At 63.9% G+C, this 20,198-nt stretch carries 10 protein-coding genes; 8 read left to right on the top strand and 2 right to left on the bottom strand.

Annotated features, from left to right (window positions below; all coding sequences use genetic code 11):
* Window positions 1-86: 86 nt before the first annotated feature.
* Window positions 87-827, bottom strand: coding sequence for a histidine utilization repressor (hutC, locus tag AC0L2K_RS32070; RefSeq protein WP_473533273.1), 741 nt, complete (start codon window positions 825-827; stop codon window positions 87-89).
* Window positions 828-829: 2 nt separating this feature from the next.
* The gene (locus AC0L2K_RS32065) at window positions 830-2,182 is read right to left on the bottom strand and encodes a formimidoylglutamate deiminase (protein WP_473533272.1); all 1,353 of its coding nucleotides are present in this window, start codon (window positions 2,180-2,182) and stop codon (window positions 830-832) included.
* Window positions 2,183-2,282: 100 nt separating this feature from the next.
* Here AC0L2K_RS32065 and hutI point away from each other — a divergent pair, with 100 nt between their 5' ends.
* From hutI to AC0L2K_RS32025, 8 genes are all read left to right on the top strand, one after another.
* Window positions 2,283-3,518, top strand: a complete 1,236-nt coding sequence (gene hutI / locus AC0L2K_RS32060) for an imidazolonepropionase (protein ID WP_473533271.1) — start codon at window positions 2,283-2,285, stop codon at window positions 3,516-3,518.
* Window positions 3,515-5,050, top strand: a complete 1,536-nt coding sequence (gene hutH / locus AC0L2K_RS32055; protein ID WP_473533270.1) for a histidine ammonia-lyase — start codon at window positions 3,515-3,517, stop codon at window positions 5,048-5,050. The genes hutI and hutH overlap by 4 nt, the downstream gene beginning before the upstream one ends.
* A gap of 64 nt (window positions 5,051-5,114) precedes the next feature.
* A complete protein-coding gene (hutG, locus tag AC0L2K_RS32050) occupies window positions 5,115-5,933 on the top strand; it encodes an N-formylglutamate deformylase (RefSeq protein WP_128247824.1) in 819 nt (272 codons plus the stop codon).
* Between the two features lie 40 nt (window positions 5,934-5,973).
* Window positions 5,974-7,644, top strand: a complete 1,671-nt coding sequence (gene hutU / locus AC0L2K_RS32045; RefSeq protein WP_473533269.1) for a urocanate hydratase — start codon at window positions 5,974-5,976, stop codon at window positions 7,642-7,644.
* Window positions 7,645-7,652: 8 nt separating this feature from the next.
* A complete protein-coding gene (locus tag AC0L2K_RS32040) occupies window positions 7,653-8,243 on the top strand; it encodes a HutD/Ves family protein (protein ID WP_128247822.1) in 591 nt (196 codons plus the stop codon).
* A gap of 245 nt (window positions 8,244-8,488) precedes the next feature.
* Window positions 8,489-17,047: a glycoside hydrolase family 94 protein gene (locus AC0L2K_RS32035; protein WP_473533268.1), complete on the top strand. Its 8,559-nt coding sequence runs from the start codon at window positions 8,489-8,491 to the stop codon at window positions 17,045-17,047.
* 361 nt (window positions 17,048-17,408) lie between these two features.
* Window positions 17,409-19,181 carry a glucan ABC transporter ATP-binding protein/ permease gene (locus tag AC0L2K_RS32030; protein WP_287055369.1) on the top strand — a complete coding sequence of 591 codons (1,773 nt, stop codon included), beginning with the start codon at window positions 17,409-17,411 and terminating at the stop codon, window positions 19,179-19,181.
* A 243-nt stretch (window positions 19,182-19,424) separates the two neighbouring features.
* Window positions 19,425-20,189, top strand: a complete 765-nt coding sequence (locus tag AC0L2K_RS32025) for a heme ABC transporter permease (protein ID WP_473533267.1) — start codon at window positions 19,425-19,427, stop codon at window positions 20,187-20,189.
* Window positions 20,190-20,198: the final 9 nt, after the last annotated feature.

Here is a 20,198-nt window from a genome sequence, read left to right as displayed (position 1 = left end):
CCCCCCCCCCCCCCCCCCCCCCCCCCCCCCCCCCCCCCCCCCCCCCCCCCCCCCCCCCCCCCCCCCCCCCCCCCCGGGGGGGGGGGTTACCCCTGCGACGGCGTGAACCGCGCGACCAGCGTGTGGCTGTCGGCCGCATAGGTGAAACGGACATGGGTGACCGGGTGCTCGGCGCTCCATGTCCGTCGTTCGACCACTAGGCAGGGGGCGCCGGACTCGATTTCGAGTGCGGTCGCAATGTGTCTGTCGGCGGCGACGGCGCGGATGCGGTGCTCGGCGGCACTCCATGGCACGCGGGCGATCAGCCACGGCCCAGGCGCGACGGCAAAAAATTCCTCGTTGGCAGCCTCGGCCACAGCGGCCAGGTTGATCAGCCGCTGTTCGTGGGCGAACGGCCGCTTGCCAGCGAAATGCCTGCATTCCAGCGCCAGCACCGGCCCGTTGGAGTCGAGTTCCAGCAAGGCGCGATCCTCGGCGCTGCTGCGCCTTTTATATCGCGCCACACGCTCATAGCGATAGGGCAGGCCGAGCGCCTCGACCTCGATCCTGATGTCATGGATTTCCAACACCGCGGCTTGCGACTGCGGCCGCCGGACAAAGCTGCCAGAGCGGCGGCGGCGCTCTATCAGCCCCGCCTTGGCAAGCTGCGACAGCGCCTTGTTCACCGTCATGCGCGAACATTTGTACTCGGCCGTCAGTTCGTGCTCGAACGGGATGCGGTGGCCGGGCGCCCAGGCGCCGGACAGGATTCGTTCGCTGATGTCGGACAGGATGCGTTGATGCAGCGAGAGGGGCTCGCCGCCGTCCGCATCCATTGTCTGGATCATGCTCATGGCGAAAGCGCCGTCATCACCTTGCGAAAACGCTCGGCAATAAAATCGCGCCTTGCATGCCTGCCACTGCTGACGAGTTTCTTGCCATGCACCCAGACACAATCGACCTTGGACCCGTTGGCGAAGATCCAGGTGTCGAGCACTGCATCGCCCGTCTTGCCGGCAAGCGACGGGTGCTTGCCATCGAGCGAGATGAAATCGGCTGGGGCGGCAGCGGCGATCCGCGAGGGGCTTGCGGCGAGCGCTGCGCTGCCGCCGTCGAGCGCGGCATCGAACAGTGCGCGCCCGGTCGAACCGCCGGCGACCGCCAGCAGGTTGCGGGCACGATGGGCGAGGCGCTGCGAATATTCGAGCTGCCGCAATTCGTCCGGCAGGCCGATCAGCACGTTGGAGTCGGAGCCGACGCCGAAGCGGCCGCCATGCTGTTTGAACAAAGGTGCTGCAAAGGTGCCGTCGCCGAGATTGGCCTCGGTGATCGGGCAGAGGCCGGCGATTGCTCCGCTTTTCGCCAAGGCCGCCGTCTCGGTCTCGGTCATGTGGGTGGCGTGGATCAGGCACCAGCGACTATCGACCCTGGCATTGGCGAGCAGCCATTCGACCGGCCGCGCCCCGGACCAGGCAAGGCAGTCCTCGACCTCCTTCACTTGCTCGGCGATGTGGATGTGGATCGGTCCGCCGGGTGCCATTGTCGCGATGTTTTCCAACTGCTTCGGTGTCACGGCGCGCAGACTGTGCGGGGCGATGCCGACGACCGCGTGATTCAAGGTGCGAACGGTTTCGTGACATTTCTCAACAAGCCGCGAGAACCGATTCATATCGTTGATGAATCGCCGCTGGCCTTCATTCGGCGCTGCGCCGCCGAAAGAGGAATGTGCATAGAAGACCGGCAGCAGCGTCAGCCCGATGCCGGTGTCGGCAGCCGCGGCGGTGATGCGGTCGGCCATTTCGGCGACGTTGGCGTAGGGCTGGCCGTCGCGGTCGTGATGCAGATAGTGAAACTCGCCGACGCGTGAGAACCCAGCCTCCAGCATCTCGACATAGAGCTGCGCGGCGACCGCCTCGACCTGATCCGGCGTCATCGACAGCGCGAAGCGATACATCACCTCGCGCCAGCTCCAGAAACTGTCGGCTGAAGTGCCGCGCAACTCGGCTAGACCGGCCATGCCGCGCTGGAAGGCGTGGCTGTGCAGATTCGGCATGCCTGGCAGCAGAATGGCATGGCGTTCGTCACCGGGCTGGGATGCGGTGTTCGGCTCGACCGTGGTGATGTGGCCATCACTGAGGACGATCCGGGCATTGGAATGCCAGCCGTCGGGCAGAAGCGCCTGTTCCGCAAAGATCGCCGTCACGTTTTTCTCTCCGATTCCCAGTGTCCCGTGCAATGATACCACTTGCAGTGCGTTTCAATATGTATATACATAACCGCGGCCGATTGAAACGGAAAAGATGATGGCTGGAGAGAGCAAAAGCCGGGCAGGGGAGATCCGCCTCTGGCGCAATGCGCGACTGGCGACCATGGCCGACAGCGCCGCCGGACTGGGTATCGTCGAAGACGGCGCGATCGTCGCGCGCGATGGTCTGATCGTCTATGCCGGCCAGGAAGCCGACATGCCGGCAGCGTTCAGCCAGAACGCCGAGATTGTCGATTGCGAAGGCCGCTGGATCACACCCGGCCTGATCGACTGCCATACTCATCTGATCCACGCCGGCAATCGCGCCAACGAATTCGAGATGCGGCTGGCCGGCGCCACCTATGAAGAGGTCACCAGGGCGGGCGGCGGCATCGTCTCGTCGGTCAAGGCGCTGCGCGCTGCCAGCCAGCAGGAATTGGTTGCGCAGTCGCTGCCGCGCCTCGACGCGCTGATCGCTGAAGGCCTCACCACCATCGAGGTCAAGTCGGGCTACGGACTCGATCTCGAAAACGAGAAGAAATCGCTGCGCGCCGCACGGCTCTTGGGCGAAAACCGTCCAGTAACGGTTACAACGAGCTTCCTCGGCGCGCATGCTCTGCCGCCTGAAGCGAAAGGCGACAAGGACTCGTTTATCGATCTGGTCGCAAACGAGATTTTGCCGGCCGTCACCGCCGAGGGCCTGGCCGACGCGGTCGATGGTTTTTGCGAGGGCCTCGCCTTTTCGCCAGAGCAGATTTCTCGCGTGTTCGACGCGGCGAAAGCAGCAGGCCTGCCGGTAAAACTCCACGCCGACCAATTGTCCAACCTGCACGGCGCAGAACTTGCGGCGCGCTATGGCGCCCTGTCGGCCGACCATCTCGAATACACTGACGAGGCGGGTGCGGCGGCAATGGCGAGGGCCGGGACCGTGGCGACGATCCTGCCCGGCGCATACTATTTCATCCGTGAGACTAAGAAGCCGCCGATCGGCCTGTTTCGCCAGCATGGCGTCAAAATGGCGGTCGCCACCGACTGCAATCCCGGCACCTCGCCGCTGACCTCGCTGCTGCTGACCATGAACATGGCGGCGACTTTGTTTGGTCTGACTGTTGACGAATGCCTTGCCGGTGTCACCCGCGAGGCCGCCCGCGCGCTCGGACGGCTCGGAAGCACCGGCACGCTGGAGGCTGGAAAATCGGCCGACCTGGCGATCTGGGACATCGAGCGCCCGGCCGAACTCGTCTACCGCATGGGCTTCAACCCGCTGCATGCCCGCATCTGGAGGGGACAATGAGTGAACTCAAACTCAAGCCGGGCAACACGACGCTGGCCGACTGGCGCGAAATCTATCGTGGCGCGATGCCGAAGCTGGACGCGGCCTGCTGGCCAAAGATCAAGGCCAGCGCCGAGGCCGTTGCCCGCATCGTCGCCAAGGGTGAGCCGGTCTATGGCATCAACACCGGTTTCGGCAAATTGGCCAGCGTCCGTATCCCCGCCGCCGATCTCGAGACGCTGCAACGCAACATCGTGCTGTCGCATGCCGCCGGCGTCGGCGAACCGATGCCGGTCGGTGTTTGCCGGCTGATGATGGCACTGAAGCTGGCCAGCCTGGCGCAGGGCGCCTCCGGCGTGCGGCCGCAGACCATTGAGCTGCTCGAAGCGATGCTCGCCAACGACGTCATTCCGGTGGTGCCGGCGCAAGGCTCGGTCGGCGCATCCGGCGACCTCGCGCCACTGTCGCACATGACAGCGGTGATGATCGGCGTCGGCGAATGTTTTACCCCGCATGGCCGGTTCCCGGCCAAGGTCGCCTTTGTCTCGCACGGGCTGGAGCCGGTCACGCTTGGCGCCAAGGAAGGGTTGGCGCTGCTCAACGGCACGCAGTTCTCGACCGCCTATGCGTTGGCCGCCTTGTTCGACGCCGAAGTGCTCTACCAGTCGGCGCTGGTCGCCGGTGCGCTCTCGACCGATGCCGCCAAGGGTTCCGACGCCCCCTTCGATCCGCGCATCCACCTGCTCAGGAGGCATCCTGGCCAGATCGAGACGGCAGAGGCGCTGCGCAACCTGATGGCCGGCAGTGCCATCCGTGAATCGCACCGGGTCGGAGACGAACGCGTGCAGGACCCGTACTGCTTGCGCTGCCAGCCGCAGGTGATGGGTGCAGCGCTCAGCGTGCTGCGCCAGGCCGCCGGCACGCTGGGCATCGAGGCCAACGGCGTCACCGACAATCCGCTGATCTTCGCCGAGGACGACACAGCACTTTCCGGCGGCAATTTCCACGCCGAGCCGGTCGCCTTCGCCGCCGACATGATCGCGCTCGCCGTCTGCGAGATCGGCTCGCTGTCGGAACGGCGCATCGCCATGCTGGTCGATCCGGCGCTGTCGGGCATGCCGGCCTTCCTGACGCCGAAGCCAGGCTTGAATTCCGGCTTCATGATCCCGCAAGTGACGGCGGCGGCACTCGTCTCGGAAAACAAGCAAAAGGCCTATCCGGCCAGTGTCGATTCGATCCCGACCTCGGCCAATCAGGAAGACCACGTCTCGATGGCGGCACATGGCGCGCGCCGGCTGATCGGCATGATCGAGAATGCGACGGCCGTCATCGGTATCGAATTGCTGGCCGCCACGCAGGGCTGCGATTTCCATGCGCCGCTGGCATCGAGTGCGCCGCTCGAAGCGGTACGCAGGCTGGTCAGGGCCGAAGTGCCGCATCTCGACAATGACCGGCATTTCCACCCGGACATGGAAAAGGCCATCGCCATGGTGCGCAGCGGCGCTGCCGTGAAGGCAGCGGGCGCGGTGGCGCTGCCGGGAATCGCGTCGTGAGGGCGCACACCTCGATAGGTCGCGATCCTTCGCGCCGTAGAGCGCCGGCGCAGGGAGACCATTCATGACTTTACCCTCCTGGCTCACTGTAACGCCCGGCACCGCCCCGCTGCTGGTCTCGATCCCGCACACCGGCATCGATCTCGTCGGCCTTGAGAACCGGCTGGTGTCGCCTTGGCTCGGCCGCCGCGACGCCGACTGGTGGATCGACAAGCTGTATGACTTTGCCGAAGACCTCGGCGCGACGGTGGTGCATACCGCGATCTCGCGCACCGTCATCGACGTCAATCGCGATCCGTCTGGAGTCTCGCTCTATCCCGGCCAGGCAACCACCGGCCTGTGCCCGACCGAGACCTTCGACGGCGATCCGCTCTATCGTGTCGGGGAAGAGCCTGATGCCTCGGAGGTCGACGAGCGCCGCGAAAAGTACTTTGTGCCTTACCATGCCGCCATGCAGGCCGAGATCGACAGGCTGCGCGCCGTGCACCGGAAGATCGTCCTCTATGACTGCCATTCGATCCGCTCGATGCTGCCGCGGCTGTTCGAAGGCACGCTGCCGGTGTTCAACCTCGGCACCAATGACGGCAAAAGCGCCGACCCGGGCTTGCAGGCAATGGTTGGCCAGATCCTCGCCGAGACCGGCGAGAGTTTTGTCGTCAACGGCCGCTTCAAAGGCGGCTGGATCACGCGCCATTTCGGCCAGCCGCACAACAACGTCCATGCGCTGCAGATGGAACTGTCCAACCGCGGCTATATGCGCGAGCCCGAGGGCAAAGGTACGCCCGACAATTGGCCGGTGCCTTACGACCCGGCATTCGCCGCGCCGATCCGCGCCACACTGAAGCGGATCCTGGAAAGCGCGATTGCCTGGGCCGGGCGCTGATGCATCGTCGCGCAGCTCATTCGAAAGGAAAAGTGACGCCATGACCGATCCTCGCCACAACCTCCGCGAAGTCCGCAGCCCGCGCGGCAGCGAGCTCAACGCCCGCACATGGCTGACTGAAGCGCCGTTGCGCATGCTGATGAACAATCTCGATCCCGACGTCGCCGAAAACCCCAACGAACTGGTCGTCTATGGCGGCATCGGCCGCGCGGCGCGCACCTGGAACGACTTTGATCGCATCGTCGCCTCTCTGAAGACGCTTGGAGACGACGAGACGCTGCTGGTGCAGTCGGGCAAGCCGGTCGGCGTGTTTCGTACCCACACCGATGCGCCGCGCGTGCTGATCGCCAATTCCAACCTCGTGCCGCACTGGGCGACATGGGAGAAATTCAACGAGCTCGATAAGAAGGGCCTGATGATGTACGGCCAGATGACGGCCGGCTCGTGGATCTACATCGGCACCCAAGGCATCGTGCAGGGCACCTACGAGACCTTCGTCGAGGCTGGCCGCCAGCATTACGACGGCAATCTCAGGGGCAAATGGCTCCTGACCGGCGGCCTCGGCGGCATGGGCGGCGCCCAGCCGTTGGCCGCAGTGATGGCCGGCGCCTGCTGCCTGGCGATCGAATGCGATCCCGACCGCATCGATTTCCGGCTGCGCACTCGCTATGTCGACGAACGCGCCGACACGCTCGACGAGGCACTGGAAAGGATCGAGCGCTGGACCAGGGCCGGCGAGGCAAAATCGGTCGGCCTGGTCGGCAACACCGCAGACATCGTGCCGGAACTGGTGCGGCGTGGCGTGCACCCCGACCTGGTCACCGACCAGACATCGGCGCATGATCCGCTCAACGGCTATCTTCCCAAGGGCTGGTCGCTCGCCGAATGGCGCGAGAAGCGCACCAGCGACCCGAAGGCGGTCGAAAAGGCGGCGCGCGCGTCGATGCGCGAACATGTCGAGGCGATGGTGGCGTTCTGGAATGCCGGCGTGCCGACGCTCGACTATGGCAACAACATCCGCCAGGTGGCGAAGGAGGAAGGGCTCGACAATGCCTTTGCCTTCCCGGGTTTCGTGCCGGCCTATATCCGGCCACTGTTTTGTCGCGGGATCGGTCCGTTTCGCTGGGCAGCCCTCTCCGGCGATGCCGAGGACATCTACAAGACCGACGCCAAGGTGCGCGAGCTGACGCCCGGCAACACCCACCTGCACAACTGGCTCGACATGGCGCGTGAGCGCATCGCCTTCCAGGGTCTGCCGGCGCGCATCTGCTGGGTTGGTCTCGGCGACCGCCACCGGCTCGGCCTCGCCTTCAACGAGATGGTGGCGAAAGGCGAGCTCAAGGCGCCGGTGGTCATCGGCCGCGATCATCTCGATTCAGGCTCGGTTGCCTCGCCGAACCGCGAGACGGAATCGATGAAGGACGGCTCGGACGCCGTGTCCGACTGGCCGCTGCTCAATGCGCTGCTCAACACCGCCTCCGGCGCAACCTGGGTATCGCTGCATCATGGCGGTGGCGTCGGCATGGGCTTTTCGCAACATGCCGGCATGGTCATCGTTGCCGACGGCACACGCGAAGCGGCCAAACGCCTGGAGCGGGTGCTATGGAATGACCCCGCAACCGGCGTCATGCGCCACGCCGATGCCGGCTATGACCTCGCCATCGACTGCGCCAGGGAGCACCAGCTCAACCTGCCAGGCATCCTCGGCTGAACCGCGCCTTGCGCATCCTCCGGGCAGCCGAATACCGGTCCATGCCGTGGAAGAACGGCGGCGGGGTGACGACGGAAATCGCCGTCTCGCCCGCAGGTGCTGCGCTCGACGATTTCGACTGGCGCGTCTCCATGGCGCGCGTCGAAAGCGGTGGGTCATTCTCCGAATTTGCCGGAGTCGACCGGAGCTTGGCCGTGCTGGAAGGCGAAGGGATCATCCTTGATTTGGCCGGCCGCCCGGCAGCTACGGTGACCAAAACGTCCGCCCCGCTTTCCTTTCCGGCCGATGTGCCGACGGAAGCGGCGCTGATCGCCGGTCCGATCGCCGATCTCAACGTCATGACACGGCGTGGACGGATGACCCATGCCGTCGAACGCCTGGTGATTTCAGCCGCGACGGACATCCAGTCAGCCGCCGATGCGACCCTCATCCTGTGTGTTGACGGCGAGATCTCGGTGGCCGGCGCGGCGCCTGTCCACATCGGACCGCGCGACGCGCTGTTGCTCGGGCCGGACGACGCTCTGTCACAGCGCCTGGAGCCTGCGCGACCAGCGACGCTGTTCGTGATCCGCATCGATCGCGTTTCGGCAAACGATTAACGCCTGTTTCGAAACATGATCACAACACCGGCGAAATATGCCGTAAGCTCAAGCCCAGATCACGAAAAAGCCTGAATCCTTCCGTCGATCAACTCCCGGCGGGAGGGAGGTGGTTCGTCTGCAGGTCTTGGTGCGAAAATAAACTTTCGGCCCTTGTTTCGATGCAACTAATTCCATTTCAATCGGTTCTAGGGACATTGCCGTGGCGGTGACGCCGCTAACGCGTCCCCCATGCGGAATTTTCAATGAATATCCAGACAGACCCCACCCAAATGGAAAAGACAAGCGCGAGCTTTCCGGCCATCACGGAAGAGCCGATACGCTCCAATTTCCTGCCGGAAGAGCGCCTGCGCACGCTGGGTGCAAGCCTCGCCAAGGGTGACGTCAAGGATCTGTTCGGCCTGGAGCCGTTCGATTTCCAGCCACGCGTCCGCGACAGCGCCAGCAAGATTCTCGAAGTCTACCGTTCGACCAATGCCGCGCAGGCGAGAGGCGAGACGATCACGCCGGCGGCGCAATGGCTGCTCGACAACAATTATCTGGTCGAAGAAACCATCTTCCAGGTCAAGCGCGACCTGCCACGCCGCTTCTATCGTCAGTTGCCGACCCTGAAACTGTCCGACGGCGCCAGCGTGCCGCGCGCCCTTGCGCTGGCCTGGACCTATGTCGCCCATTCGGACAGTTCGGTCTCGGCGACCATGTTCAAGGCGATCGTCGAAGGCTTTCAGGCCGTCGAGCCGCTGAAGATCGGCGAACTCTGGGCGCTGCCATCGCTGCTGCGCTTCGTTTTGATCGAAAATCTTCGCCGGATCGCGGTTCGGGTCAGTCGTACCCGGCAGATGCGCCAGATTGCCAACGAGGTCGCAGACCGCGTGCTGGCACTCGATGAAACCGCCGACCGTCAGGCGATCCTGTCGAACTACGTCGCCCATGCACAAGACACCACCTTTGCCACCCAATTGCTCTACCGCCTGCGCGACGGGTCGCAAAATGCCGGCAGGGCGCTGGAATGGCTGGAGGGCGAGCTTGAAAGGTCCGGCTCCGATGCCGAGGAAATCATCATCAGCGAGCATCGCACGTTGTCCAGCGGCAACGTAACCACCGGCAACATCATCCGCGGCCTCAGGCTCATCAACGATATCGACTGGACGGTTTGGTTCGAAGACGTCAGCCGCATCGACACCTTGCTGCGCGAGCGGACCGATTTTGCCGCGCTCGATTTCTTCTCGCGCGACCAGTACCGGACCGCGATCGAGGAAATGGCGCGCCGCTCCGATCGTTCCGAATTCCGCGTTGCTGAAAAGGCGATCGAACTCGCCGGCCATGCCGCTGTCGCCGATACCACCGTCACCGGTCCGACCGCTCACACGGACGTCGGGTTCTTTCTGGTCGGTCCGCGCCGGCTGGAACTGGAAAAGGCGATCGGCTATCGGCCGACGGTCAGCGTCACGATCAAACGGGCGTTCCACAAGACCGGATGGCTGGGCATTGTCGTGCCGGTGTTCGCGCTGACGGTCCTGCTTCTTGTCCTCTCCGGCAACGCCCTTGCCAGTCTCGGCCTGTCCATACCGTCGATCGTCCTGATGCTGGCGCTGTTTGCCGTGCCGGCCAGCGAAGGCGCGCTTGCCTTCTTCAACACCGTCGTATCGTTATTCCTGAAGCCGACGCGCCTCGTCGGCTACGACTATAAACGCAGCATGCCGCCCGAGGCGCGCACGCTGGTGGTGGTGCCGTCGCTGATCGGCTCGCGCGACGACGTCGAGGAGAACATCCGCAACATCGAAGTGCACCACCTGGCCAACACGGCGGACGAAATCCATTTCGCTCTGCTTTCGGACTGGCCGGACAGCAAAACCGAAATCGATGCGGCGGATATCGAGATCCTCCAATATGCTCGCGACGAGATCGCGCGGCTGAACGCCCGCTATCCCAGCGAAGGCGCGCCGCGTTTCTATGTCCTGCACCGCCGGCGGCTCTACAATGAATCCCAGGGCGCCTGGATGGGCTGGGAACGCAAGCGCGGCAAGCTCCACGAACTGAATCTTCTGCTGCGTGGCGACAGCGACACCACCTTTCTGCCGCTGGACGTGCCGTTGCCGGAAAAGGTCATCCATGTGATGACGCTGGATGCCGATACGCGCACCACCCGCGATGCCGTCGCCAGTTTGGCTGGAAAGCTTTGCCATCCGCTCAACCGCCCGCATTACGATGCGGCAAAGCGCGTCGTCACCGCCGGCTACACCATCCTGCAGCCGCGCATCACCGCTCCGCTGACCAGCGGCGACGACGCATCCTTCTTTCAGCGGGTCTTTTCTGCCAATCGCGGCCTCGATCCCTACGTATTTGCCGTCTCGGACATCTACCAGGACGTCTTCGGCGACGGCTCCTTCACCGGCAAGGGGCTCTATTACGTCGACGCCTTCGAGGCGGCGCTGAAGGGCCGCATCGAAGAAAACACCGTGCTCAGCCACGATCTGCTCGAAGGCGCGTTGGCGCGCGCGGCACTGGTCACCGACGTCGAACTGGTCGAGGACTATCCGACCCGCTATTCGGTCGACGCGTCGCGCCACCATCGCTGGGCGCGCGGCGACTGGCAGCTTCTGGGCTTCATTCTCAATCCGCGTTCCGGCGTGCCGGCGCTGTCGCGCTGGAAGATGGTCGACAATCTGCGCCGGTCGCTGACGCCGATCTTCTGGGTGATGGCCGCGATCGCCGGCTGGACGCTGCTGCCCTTCACCCAGGCGGCGCAATGGCAGGCGCTGCTGATCCTCACACTTTTCATGGCGCCCACATTCGACATCGTCCACGCCATCCTGCCGAAAAGCGGCGACCAGACGCCGCGCGGTCATTTCTCGGCGCTGGCGCGCGACGTCGTCTTCGGCACCGCCCTGGTGGCTCTGAAGATCGTGCTGATGGCGCATCTGGCCTGGATGATGGGCGATGCCATCATTCGCACGCTCTACCGCCTGTTCGTCAGCCGGAAGAACATGCTCGAATGGCGCACTGCCTCGCAGGCTCACAAGATCGGCGACAACGATCTCGGCTCCTATTACGGCATGATGTACGGCGCTGTGATCGTCGGCGTCGTCGGCCTCGCCATCCCTGTTGTGGCCGATTCCACCGGAGCTTTCGTCGCCTTCTTCTTCGCGCTGTTCTGGATCGGCTCGCCGGCCTTCGCCTTCTTTATCAGCCGCTCGGCCGAAACCGAGGACCGTTTGCGCATATCGGCGGCGGACATCCATGTGCTGCGCACGATTGCGCGGCGCACATGGCATTATTTCGAGACCTTCGTGACGGCCGAGCATCACAATCTGCCGCCCGACAATTTCCAGGAAAGCCCGGCGCCTGTCGTGGCCCCCCGCACCTCACCGACCAATATCGGCGTCTATCTCCTGTCAGTTGTTTCGGCGCGCGATTTCGGCTGGATCAGCCTGTCCGACGCCACCACCCGCATCGACGCGACGATGTCGACTATCGAGAGCATGCCGCGTGAGCGCGGCCATCTCTTCAACTGGTATGACACGACGACGCTGAAGCCGCTCTATCCGCTGTACATTTCCGCTGTCGATAGCGGCAATCTCGCCGGCCATCTGGTGGCGGTGGCGGCAGCCTGTGCCGAATGGGCGGAAGCGCCTGCAGTCCACCTTCAGGGCGACTTCGAGGGTATCCTCGATACGGTGACGATCCTCGACGAAAGCCTGGCGGAGTTGCCTGACGACCGCCGTCAGTTGCGGCCGTTGCGCCAGCGACTTGCCGATCGCCTCGATGGCATGCGACGCGCGGTCGAATCGATCAAGGCACAGCCCGAGATGGCTTCGATCCGCACCATCAATCTGGCCGTTCTGGCCGGCGAGATCCGCAAGCTCGCCATCGCCATCCATACTGAGGCCGCATCGACGCAGAGCGACACCATCGCCGACTGGGCGGCGAGACTGGAAGCCACCTGCGAAGCGCATGTCCATGACGCGCATAGCGACGACACTGCCGTCGAGGCGCTGCGGGCCAAGCTTCTGTCGTTGCGCGAGCGTACGCGCCGCTTTGCCTTCGAGATGGATTTCTCCTTCCTCATGCGCAAGGAACGCAAGCTTCTGTCGATCGGCTACCGGGTCGAGGAGCATCAGCTCGACGAAAGCTGCTACGACCTGCTGGCTTCCGAGGCGCGGCTGACCAGCCTGTTCGCCATAGCTAAGGGCGATCTGCCGACGGAGCACTGGTTCCACCTCGGCCGGCCGATCGTCGAGATCGGGTTCAAGGGCGCGCTGATGTCCTGGTCCGGCTCGATGTTCGAGTATTTGATGCCGCCGCTGGTGATGAAGGAGCCGCAAGGCAGCATCCTTAACCAGACCAGCAAGCTCATCATCAAGCGCCAGATCCAGTACGGCCGCTCGAAGGACGTGCCCTGGGGGATTTCGGAAGCGGCCTACAACGCCCGCGATCGCGAACTGACCTACCAGTACACCAATTTCGGCGTGCCCGGGCTGGGCCTGAAGCGAGGTCTCGGCCAGAACACGGTGATTGCCCCTTATGCGACCGTGCTGGCGGCGCAGTTCACCCCGCGTGAATCGGTGCAGAACCTGGCCAGGCTGCGGCGGCTCGGCGCCCTTGGCCGGCACGGCTTCTACGATGCGGTCGATTTCACGCCGCAACGCGTGCCGGAGGGCACCGACCATGTCGTCGTGCTGAACTACATGGCCCACCATTCCGGCATGTCGATCGCCGCCGTCGCCGACGCCATCTTCGAAGGACGCCTGCGCGACCGCTTCCACAGCGATCCGGTGATCGAGTCGGCCGAGTTGCTGCTGCAGGAAAGAGCGCCGCGCGACATCCCGACCGCCACCGTCAGGACCGAGGCCGACGAACGGTCGAAGGACGAAACGGAAGCCGAAAGCCCCGATACGCGCATCGTGCTCAACCCGCTCAAGGCGCTGCGTTCGACCAGCGTCATGTCCAATGGCCGCTACTCGGTCATGGTTACCGCGACCGGCTCCGGCTATAGTCGCTGGGGCGAGCTTGCCGTCACGCGCTGGCAGCCGGACCCGACCGAGGATCGGCTTGGCTCCTACATCTTCCTGCGCGACTCCGGCACCGGCGACTGGTGGTCGGCCACCGCCGAGCCGAAGCGTGCCACCCACGAAGAGGTGCGGACGCTGTTCTCCGACGACAAGGCGAGCTTCGTCAAGTCAGTGGGATCACTGCGTTCGGAGGTCGAATGCATCGTCATTTCGGAAGGAAATGGCGAAGGCCGGCGGGTGACGCTCTACAATGACGGCCCGGTCGACCGGCATATCGAAGTGACCTCGTTCGCTGAACTGGTGCTGGGCTCCGAAGCATCCGACAACGCGCATCCGGCGTTCTCGAAAATGTTCGTGGAAACCGAAATCGCTGCGAATAACGCAGCGATCTTCGCCACCAGACGTAAGCGGGAAACGGACGAGCCTGATGTCGCCATGGTGCATTTCGTCACCGACCCGTCTGGGTCGACGCGCGACGCCGAGGCCGAAACCGACCGGCGCGCCTTCATAGGCCGCGGCCGCACCATTACCGAGGCCGCCGCCTTCGATCCCGGCGCCAAGCTTGGCGGCCATTCCGGCTTCACGCTGGATCCGGTCGCGGCACTTCGCCGACAGGTGCGCGTGCCGGCCAACAAGAAGATAGCGCTGACCTTCTGGACTGCCGTCGGCGCCAACCGTGCCGAACTCGAAGAAGCCATTGCGCGGCTTGATCATCCGGAAGCCTTCGCGCGCCAGGCGATGCTCGCCTGGACCCGCTCACAGGTGCAGACCCGGCATCTCGGTCTCAGCCTTGCCGATGCCGCCAATGTGCAGAATCTGGCGCGCTACCTGATCTATCCGGATCCGTTCCTGCGGCTTCCGGCCGAATCGATCGCTTCCGGGCTCGGTAGGCAATCGGGCCTATGGCCGACCAGCATATCCGGCGACTTTCCGATTTTCCTGGTCAGGATCGGCGATGTCGCCGATCTCGAAATCGTTGCTCAGGCGCTCCGCTTCCAGGAATACATGCGCGCCCGAGGCATGATGATCGACTTTGTCGTCATCAACGAGCAGGCTTCGTCCTACGTGCAGGACCTGCAACGGGCGGTCGAGACGCTGTGCGAAAACAGCCGCCTGCGCGGCAAGGAGCTAGGACCCCGCCAGCACATCTTCGCGGTGCGCCGCGACCTCATGGACGAGGCGACCTACAAGACGCTGCTGGCCACTGCTCGCGTCGTTCTGCACACGCGCAACGGCACCATCTTCGATCAGATCGAGCGCGCCGAGGCCGCTGCGCTGCAAGCGCGGGACGCCTTGCAGCCGGCGGGTGCAGCAGCGCTTCGTGAACCGTCTCCGCCGGCGCCACAGACGTGGGCCCAAGCCTCGTTCGACGGCAGTGCCGACGGCAGCGGGCTCAACCAGTGGAACGGTTTTGGCGGTTTCGAGGGCGACGGACGCCACTATGTCGTGCGCCTTGCTGGCCGCCGCACGACGCCGCAGCCCTGGATCAACGTCGTCTCCAACGCCTCGTTCGGTTTCCACGTTTCGGCTGAGGGCGCTGCCTTCAGCTGGAGCCGAAACAGCCGCGACTATCAACTGACGCCGTGGGCGAACGACCCGGTCACCAACCGGCCAGGCGAGGGCATCTATATCTACGATCATGCCAGCGGCCGGGCGTTCTCGCCGCTGGCCGCCGTGGTCCGCGATCCCGCCATGACCTACGAAACATGGCACGGGCAGGGGTTTTCGACCTTCCGTTCGAAGCGCGGGCCGCTGTCGATGGACCTTACCCATGTGGTGGATTCCGTCGATCCGGTGAAAATCTCCCGGTTGCGCATCCAGAATTCCGGTTCGGGGCCGGCGCGCCTGCGCGTCTATGCCTATGCGGAATGGGTTCTTGGCAGCCATCGTTCGCGCACGGCGGCGACCATCGTTCCCTCGAGGGATGCCGCGACGGGCGCGTTGCTGGCGCAAAATCCCTACGGGCTCGATTTCAGCGAGCGGGTCGCCTTCCTGGCCGCCGACGGCGCGGCACACTCGGTGACGGCCGACCGCGGCGAGTTCATCGGCCGAAACGGTACCAGCGAACTTCCGCAAGCCGTGCTCAGCGGCGCAAGCCTGTCGGGCCGCGTCGAGGCGGGCGACGATCCTTGTGCGGCAATTGCACGCGACGTCGACATCCCTGCCGGCGGCGACGTGACGCTGCTCTGGCTGCTCGGCGATGCAGCCTCTGCCGAGGAAGCCAGCGCGCTGGTACAGCATCATGGCAGCAAGGATTTCGATCAGCGGCTGACTGACAATGAACGCACCTGGCGAGGGTTTCTCGACACCATCCAGGTCGAGACGCCGGACAGGGCGCTCAACGCGATGGTCAACCACTGGCTGCCCTATCAGAGCCTTGCCTGCCGCATCCGCGCCCGCTCGGCGTTTTACCAGGCGAGCGGCGCCTTTGGCTTTCGCGATCAGTTGCAGGACACGCTGGCCCTGCTTCTCCATGATCCGAAACTGGCGCGCGACCAGATCCTCAACGCGGCACGGCGGCAATTCCCCGAAGGCGACGTGCAGCATTGGTGGCTGCCGCGAACCGAGGCAGGCGTCCGCACCATGATTTCCGACGACGTGGTCTGGCTCGCCCACGCCACGGCACACTACTTGCTGGTGACCGGCGATACCGCGATCCTCAGGGAACAATTGCCCTTCATCGAAGGGCCGTCGCTGGAAGAAGGTGAGCACGACGCCTTTTTCACGCCGGAGATATCGAAGAAGACCGCTTCACTCTATGATCATTGTGCGCGCGCACTTGACCTTGCCATCAAGCGCAGCAGCCCCGCCGGACTGCCGCTGATCCTCGGCGGTGACTGGAACGACGGCATGAACCGTGTCGGCGAGCACGGTAAGGGCGAGAGCGTCTGGCTGGGTTGGTTCCTGCTGAAGACGCTGGGCGACTTTGCAGCTGTCGCCAAGGCGGAAGGCGACGCCAAGCATGCGCAAGCCTGGACAAAACACGCGGGCGTGCTGAAGCGGGCGCTGGAAAGCACGGCTTGGGACGGTGAATGGTATCGTCGCGGCAGCTTCGACGACGGCACGCCGCTGGGGTCGCGCAGCTCGCAGGAATGCAAGATCGACTCGATTGCCCAGTCGTGGAGCGTGCTGTCGGGCGAGGGCGATCCGGCGCGATCGACGACGGCGATGCAGCAGGCGATGAAAATGCTCGTCGATGACGAGCTCAACATCGTCAAGCTTTTCACGCCGCCCTTTTCCAGGACGGAACAGAACCCAGGCTACATCAAGAGCTACCCGCCGGGTGTCCGTGAAAACGGCGGCCAGTACACCCACGCGGCGACATGGTTCGTCATTGCGCTCGCCGAAATGGGGCGCGTCGACGACGCCTACCGCTGCTTCTCGATGCTCAACCCGGTCAACCATGCACCCGACGAAGCCGCTGCCGAGCACTACCGCGTCGAGCCTTATGTCGTCGCGGCAGACGTCTACGCCGGGCAAGGCAAGGGCGGCCGCGGCGGCTGGACCTGGTATACCGGCTCGGCCGGCTGGCTTTATCGCGCGGCGGTCGAAGGCATCCTCGGCATCGAGCGCAGGGGCGAGCGCATCCAGTTCAGGCCGAAACTGCCCAGCCATTGGGATGGCTATGCGGCAACGCTCAAGGTGCTGGGGGCCGAGCTCAGGGTTCAGGTTGTCCGCGACAAGAAGGCCAAAGCCGTCTCGCTCGAGGTAAATGGTAAAAAGACGAAGGCTTCGTCTTTCGAACCGAAAGCCGGCGACAAGGCCGATCTGGTCGTCAGGATACCGGCGTAGCTCCAAGGATTTGGAGCGTCTTTGTACATCTTGAGGATGTGCGTTATTTAAAGTTGCTCGAGCAATTCTATTGCGCATGAGATTTCCCAAAAGCCGATGCAGGTTTTTGGGATTCGTACATAACCAGTTGCTGATTAAAATTTCGGCAGTGCTTGCAGCCTGCCATGATTTTGCCGCAAGGCTGACATTTTACCTTTCTTGTCAAACCGTTAGCTGATCACGACAGATTTCGCAGCGTCGCCATCTTTTGTTCGCGAATTGGGAACTGAAGGGGTACGAGGGCATTGTTTCGCGACACGTCAACGAGTACGAGTCAGAAAATGATGCAGTGCACAAATAACAATTTGCCGGAGTAGCTGAAGTGTCCCTTCTGCAAATCTACTGGAGAGCGCTCGGTTATCTCGCTGCCGACAGAAAACGCGTCGCGTTTATCTGTGGGGCGAATGTCGCGCTTGCGATTATCGCCATCCTTGAGCCGATCATGTTCGGACGGGTGATCGATGCCATTTCGGATAGCGGCTCGGTCTTTTCGACGCTCGGCCTATGGGCCGGTATCGGCGTCTTCAACGTCATCGCCTTCGTTCTGGTGGCGCGCGGCGCGGACCGTTTTGCCCATGCGCGGCGCAGCGAGGTTCTTTGCCAATCATTCGAGCGCGTGATCACCATGCCGCTTGCCTGGCATCATCAGCGCGGCACCTCCAATTCCCTGCATACGCTGCTGCGCGCGGTCGAGACCTTGTTCAGCCTCTGGCTCGAGTTCATGAGGCAGCATTTGTCGACGGTTGTCGCGCTGGTTCTGCTGGTGCCGACGGCGCTCAGCATGGATATTCGCATGTCGATGGTCCTGCTGGCGCTGGGCGCGCTCTACGTCGGAATCGGCCGGCTGGTGATGCGTCGCACCAGGGAAGGCCAGGCGTCCGTGGAGCGGCACTTTCATCAGGTGTTTGCGCATGTGAGCGACTCGGTCAGCAATGTCGCCGTGCTGCAGAGCTACAATCGCATCGGCCACGAGACCGACTCCTTGAAGCGCTATGTCAAGAATCTGCTTGATGCCCAGTATCCGGTGCTCGACTGGTGGGCGATGGCCAACGCTCTGCACCGTCTGTCGTCGACCATTTCGATGATGGTCGTGTTGTTGATCGGCTCCTATCTGGTCATGCATGGCCAATTGCGTATCGGTGACGTCATCGCGTTTACCGGCTTTGCCACGCTGCTGATCGCCCGGCTCGATCAGATGTCGGCCTTCGCCAACCAGATTTCGGAAGCCAGGGCCAAGCTCGAGGAATTTTATCGCCTTGAGGACTCCGCGGCCGAGGCCGCCGAGCCGGACGGGTTGCGTGACCTGGTCAACGTCACTGGTCATGTGCGTTTCGAAAACGTCAACTTCGAATTCGCCAATTCGGGGCAGGGCGTGAACGACGTGTCGTTCGAGGTCCATGCCGGCCAGACCGTGGCCATCGTCGGCCCGACGGGCGCAGGCAAGACCACGCTTATCAATCTCCTGCAGCGGGTCTTTTCGCCGTCCAGCGGCCGTATCCTGATCGATGGCATCGATACGCGCACGGTGACCCGCAAGTCGCTGCGCCACTCGATCGCCACCGTGTTCCAGGATGCGGGCCTGCTCAACCGCTCGATCGAGGACAATATCCGCGTCGGGCGCGCCGAGGCGACCTATGATGAGGTCCACGCCGCCGCCAATGCCGCTGCCGCGCAGGATTTCATCCTGTCGAAGAGCAACGGCTACGATACGGTCGTCGGCGAACGCGGTGGACAGCTTTCGGGCGGCGAGCGCCAGCGTATTGCAATCGCGCGCGCCGTGCTGAAGGATTCGCCCATCCTGGTGCTCGATGAAGCGACCAGCGCGCTCGACGTCGAGACGGAAGACCGCGTCAAGGAAGCGATCGACGAATTGCGGCGCGGCCGCACCACCTTCATCATCGCGCACCGCCTGACCACTGTTCGCGATGCCGATCTGGTCGTTTTCATGGACAAGGGCAAGGTGGTCGAAATGGGTGGCTTCGCCGAATTGTCGATGCGCAATGGCCGCTTCGCCAGCCTGCTGCGCGCCGGCGGCCTGCTCAACGACGAGGAAGTCCGCCGCCTCAGCCGCACCATCACGGACGCGGCCGCCTAAGTTCTTCCCTTCTCCCCTTGTGGGAGAAGGTGTCGCCGAAGGACGGATGAGGGGTGCTCGCTTGGCGCCGGCCTCGCTCCGTCCAGCACCCCTCAACCGTCTTGGCGCTGCGCGCCGATCCACCGCCCGGGGCGAGTCACGGGCCTCGTCCGCCCTTCGGGCCCACAGGGGGAGAAGGGAACGCGCGCCTGCGACACGGTGCTGTAGTTGCCCCAAGCCCATCACCGGTTTATGTAAAGCCGCATGAGTGACCTGACTTCACGCCTCAGCGGCTGGATGGATTTCGCCAACCCGACGCGGTTTGTCGGGTTGGCCGACAAGGTGGTGCCGTGGCTGGCAACCATCGCCACACTCCTCCTGGCCGCCGGGCTCTACATGAGCTTCACGGCGCCGGAGGATTTCCAGCAAGGCCTCACCGTGCGTATCATGTACATCCATGTGCCGTTCGCGTGGCTGGCCATGATGTGTTTCACGCTGATGGCGGTTTCCGCATTGGGCACGCTGGTGTGGCGCCATCCGCTGGCCGACGTCGCGCTGAAATCGGCGGCACCCATCGGCGCCGTCTTTACAGCGCTCGCGCTGATCACCGGTTCGATCTGGGGCAAGCCGATGTGGGGCACCTGGTGGGTGTGGGATGCGCGGCTGACCTCGGTGTTCGTGCTGTTCCTGATGTATCTCGGCATCATCGCGCTGACGCGGGCCCTCGACGATGCCGCGCGCGCCGCCTGGGCCGCCGCAATCATCACCCTGGTCGGCTTCATCAACATCCCGATCATCAAATTCTCGGTCGACTGGTGGAACACGCTGCATCAACCGGCTTCGGTGTTCCGGCTCGGCGGGCCGACCATCGATCCCAGCCTGTTGCGGCCGTTGCTGGTGATGGCTCTGGGCTTTACCGTGCTGTTCTTCGCGCTGCATCTGATGGTGATGCGGACGGAAATCCTGCGTCGCCGGGTGATTGCCATGCGGCGGGTTGCGGCTAGGCAGGCCGAACGGCAATCAGCCTGACTCATTTCA

This window comes from Mesorhizobium sp. WSM4817 (assembly GCF_055811135.1).
This window is presented reverse-complemented; position numbering and strand designations above follow the sequence as displayed.

Coding starts and splice junctions, on each gene's coding strand:
- hutI (WP_473533271.1), top strand. CDS start 2,283: ATGGCTGGAGAGAGCAAAAGCCGGGCAGGGGAGATCCGCCTCTGGCGC.
- AC0L2K_RS32035 (WP_473533268.1), top strand. CDS start 8,489: ATGAATATCCAGACAGACCCCACCCAAATGGAAAAGACAAGCGCGAGC.
- hutH (WP_473533270.1), top strand. CDS start 3,515: ATGAGTGAACTCAAACTCAAGCCGGGCAACACGACGCTGGCCGACTGG.
- hutG (WP_128247824.1), top strand. CDS start 5,115: ATGACTTTACCCTCCTGGCTCACTGTAACGCCCGGCACCGCCCCGCTG.
- hutC (WP_473533273.1), bottom strand. CDS start 827: ATGATCCAGACAATGGATGCGGACGGCGGCGAGCCCCTCTCGCTGCAT.
- hutU (WP_473533269.1), top strand. CDS start 5,974: ATGACCGATCCTCGCCACAACCTCCGCGAAGTCCGCAGCCCGCGCGGC.
- AC0L2K_RS32025 (WP_473533267.1), top strand. CDS start 19,425: ATGAGTGACCTGACTTCACGCCTCAGCGGCTGGATGGATTTCGCCAAC.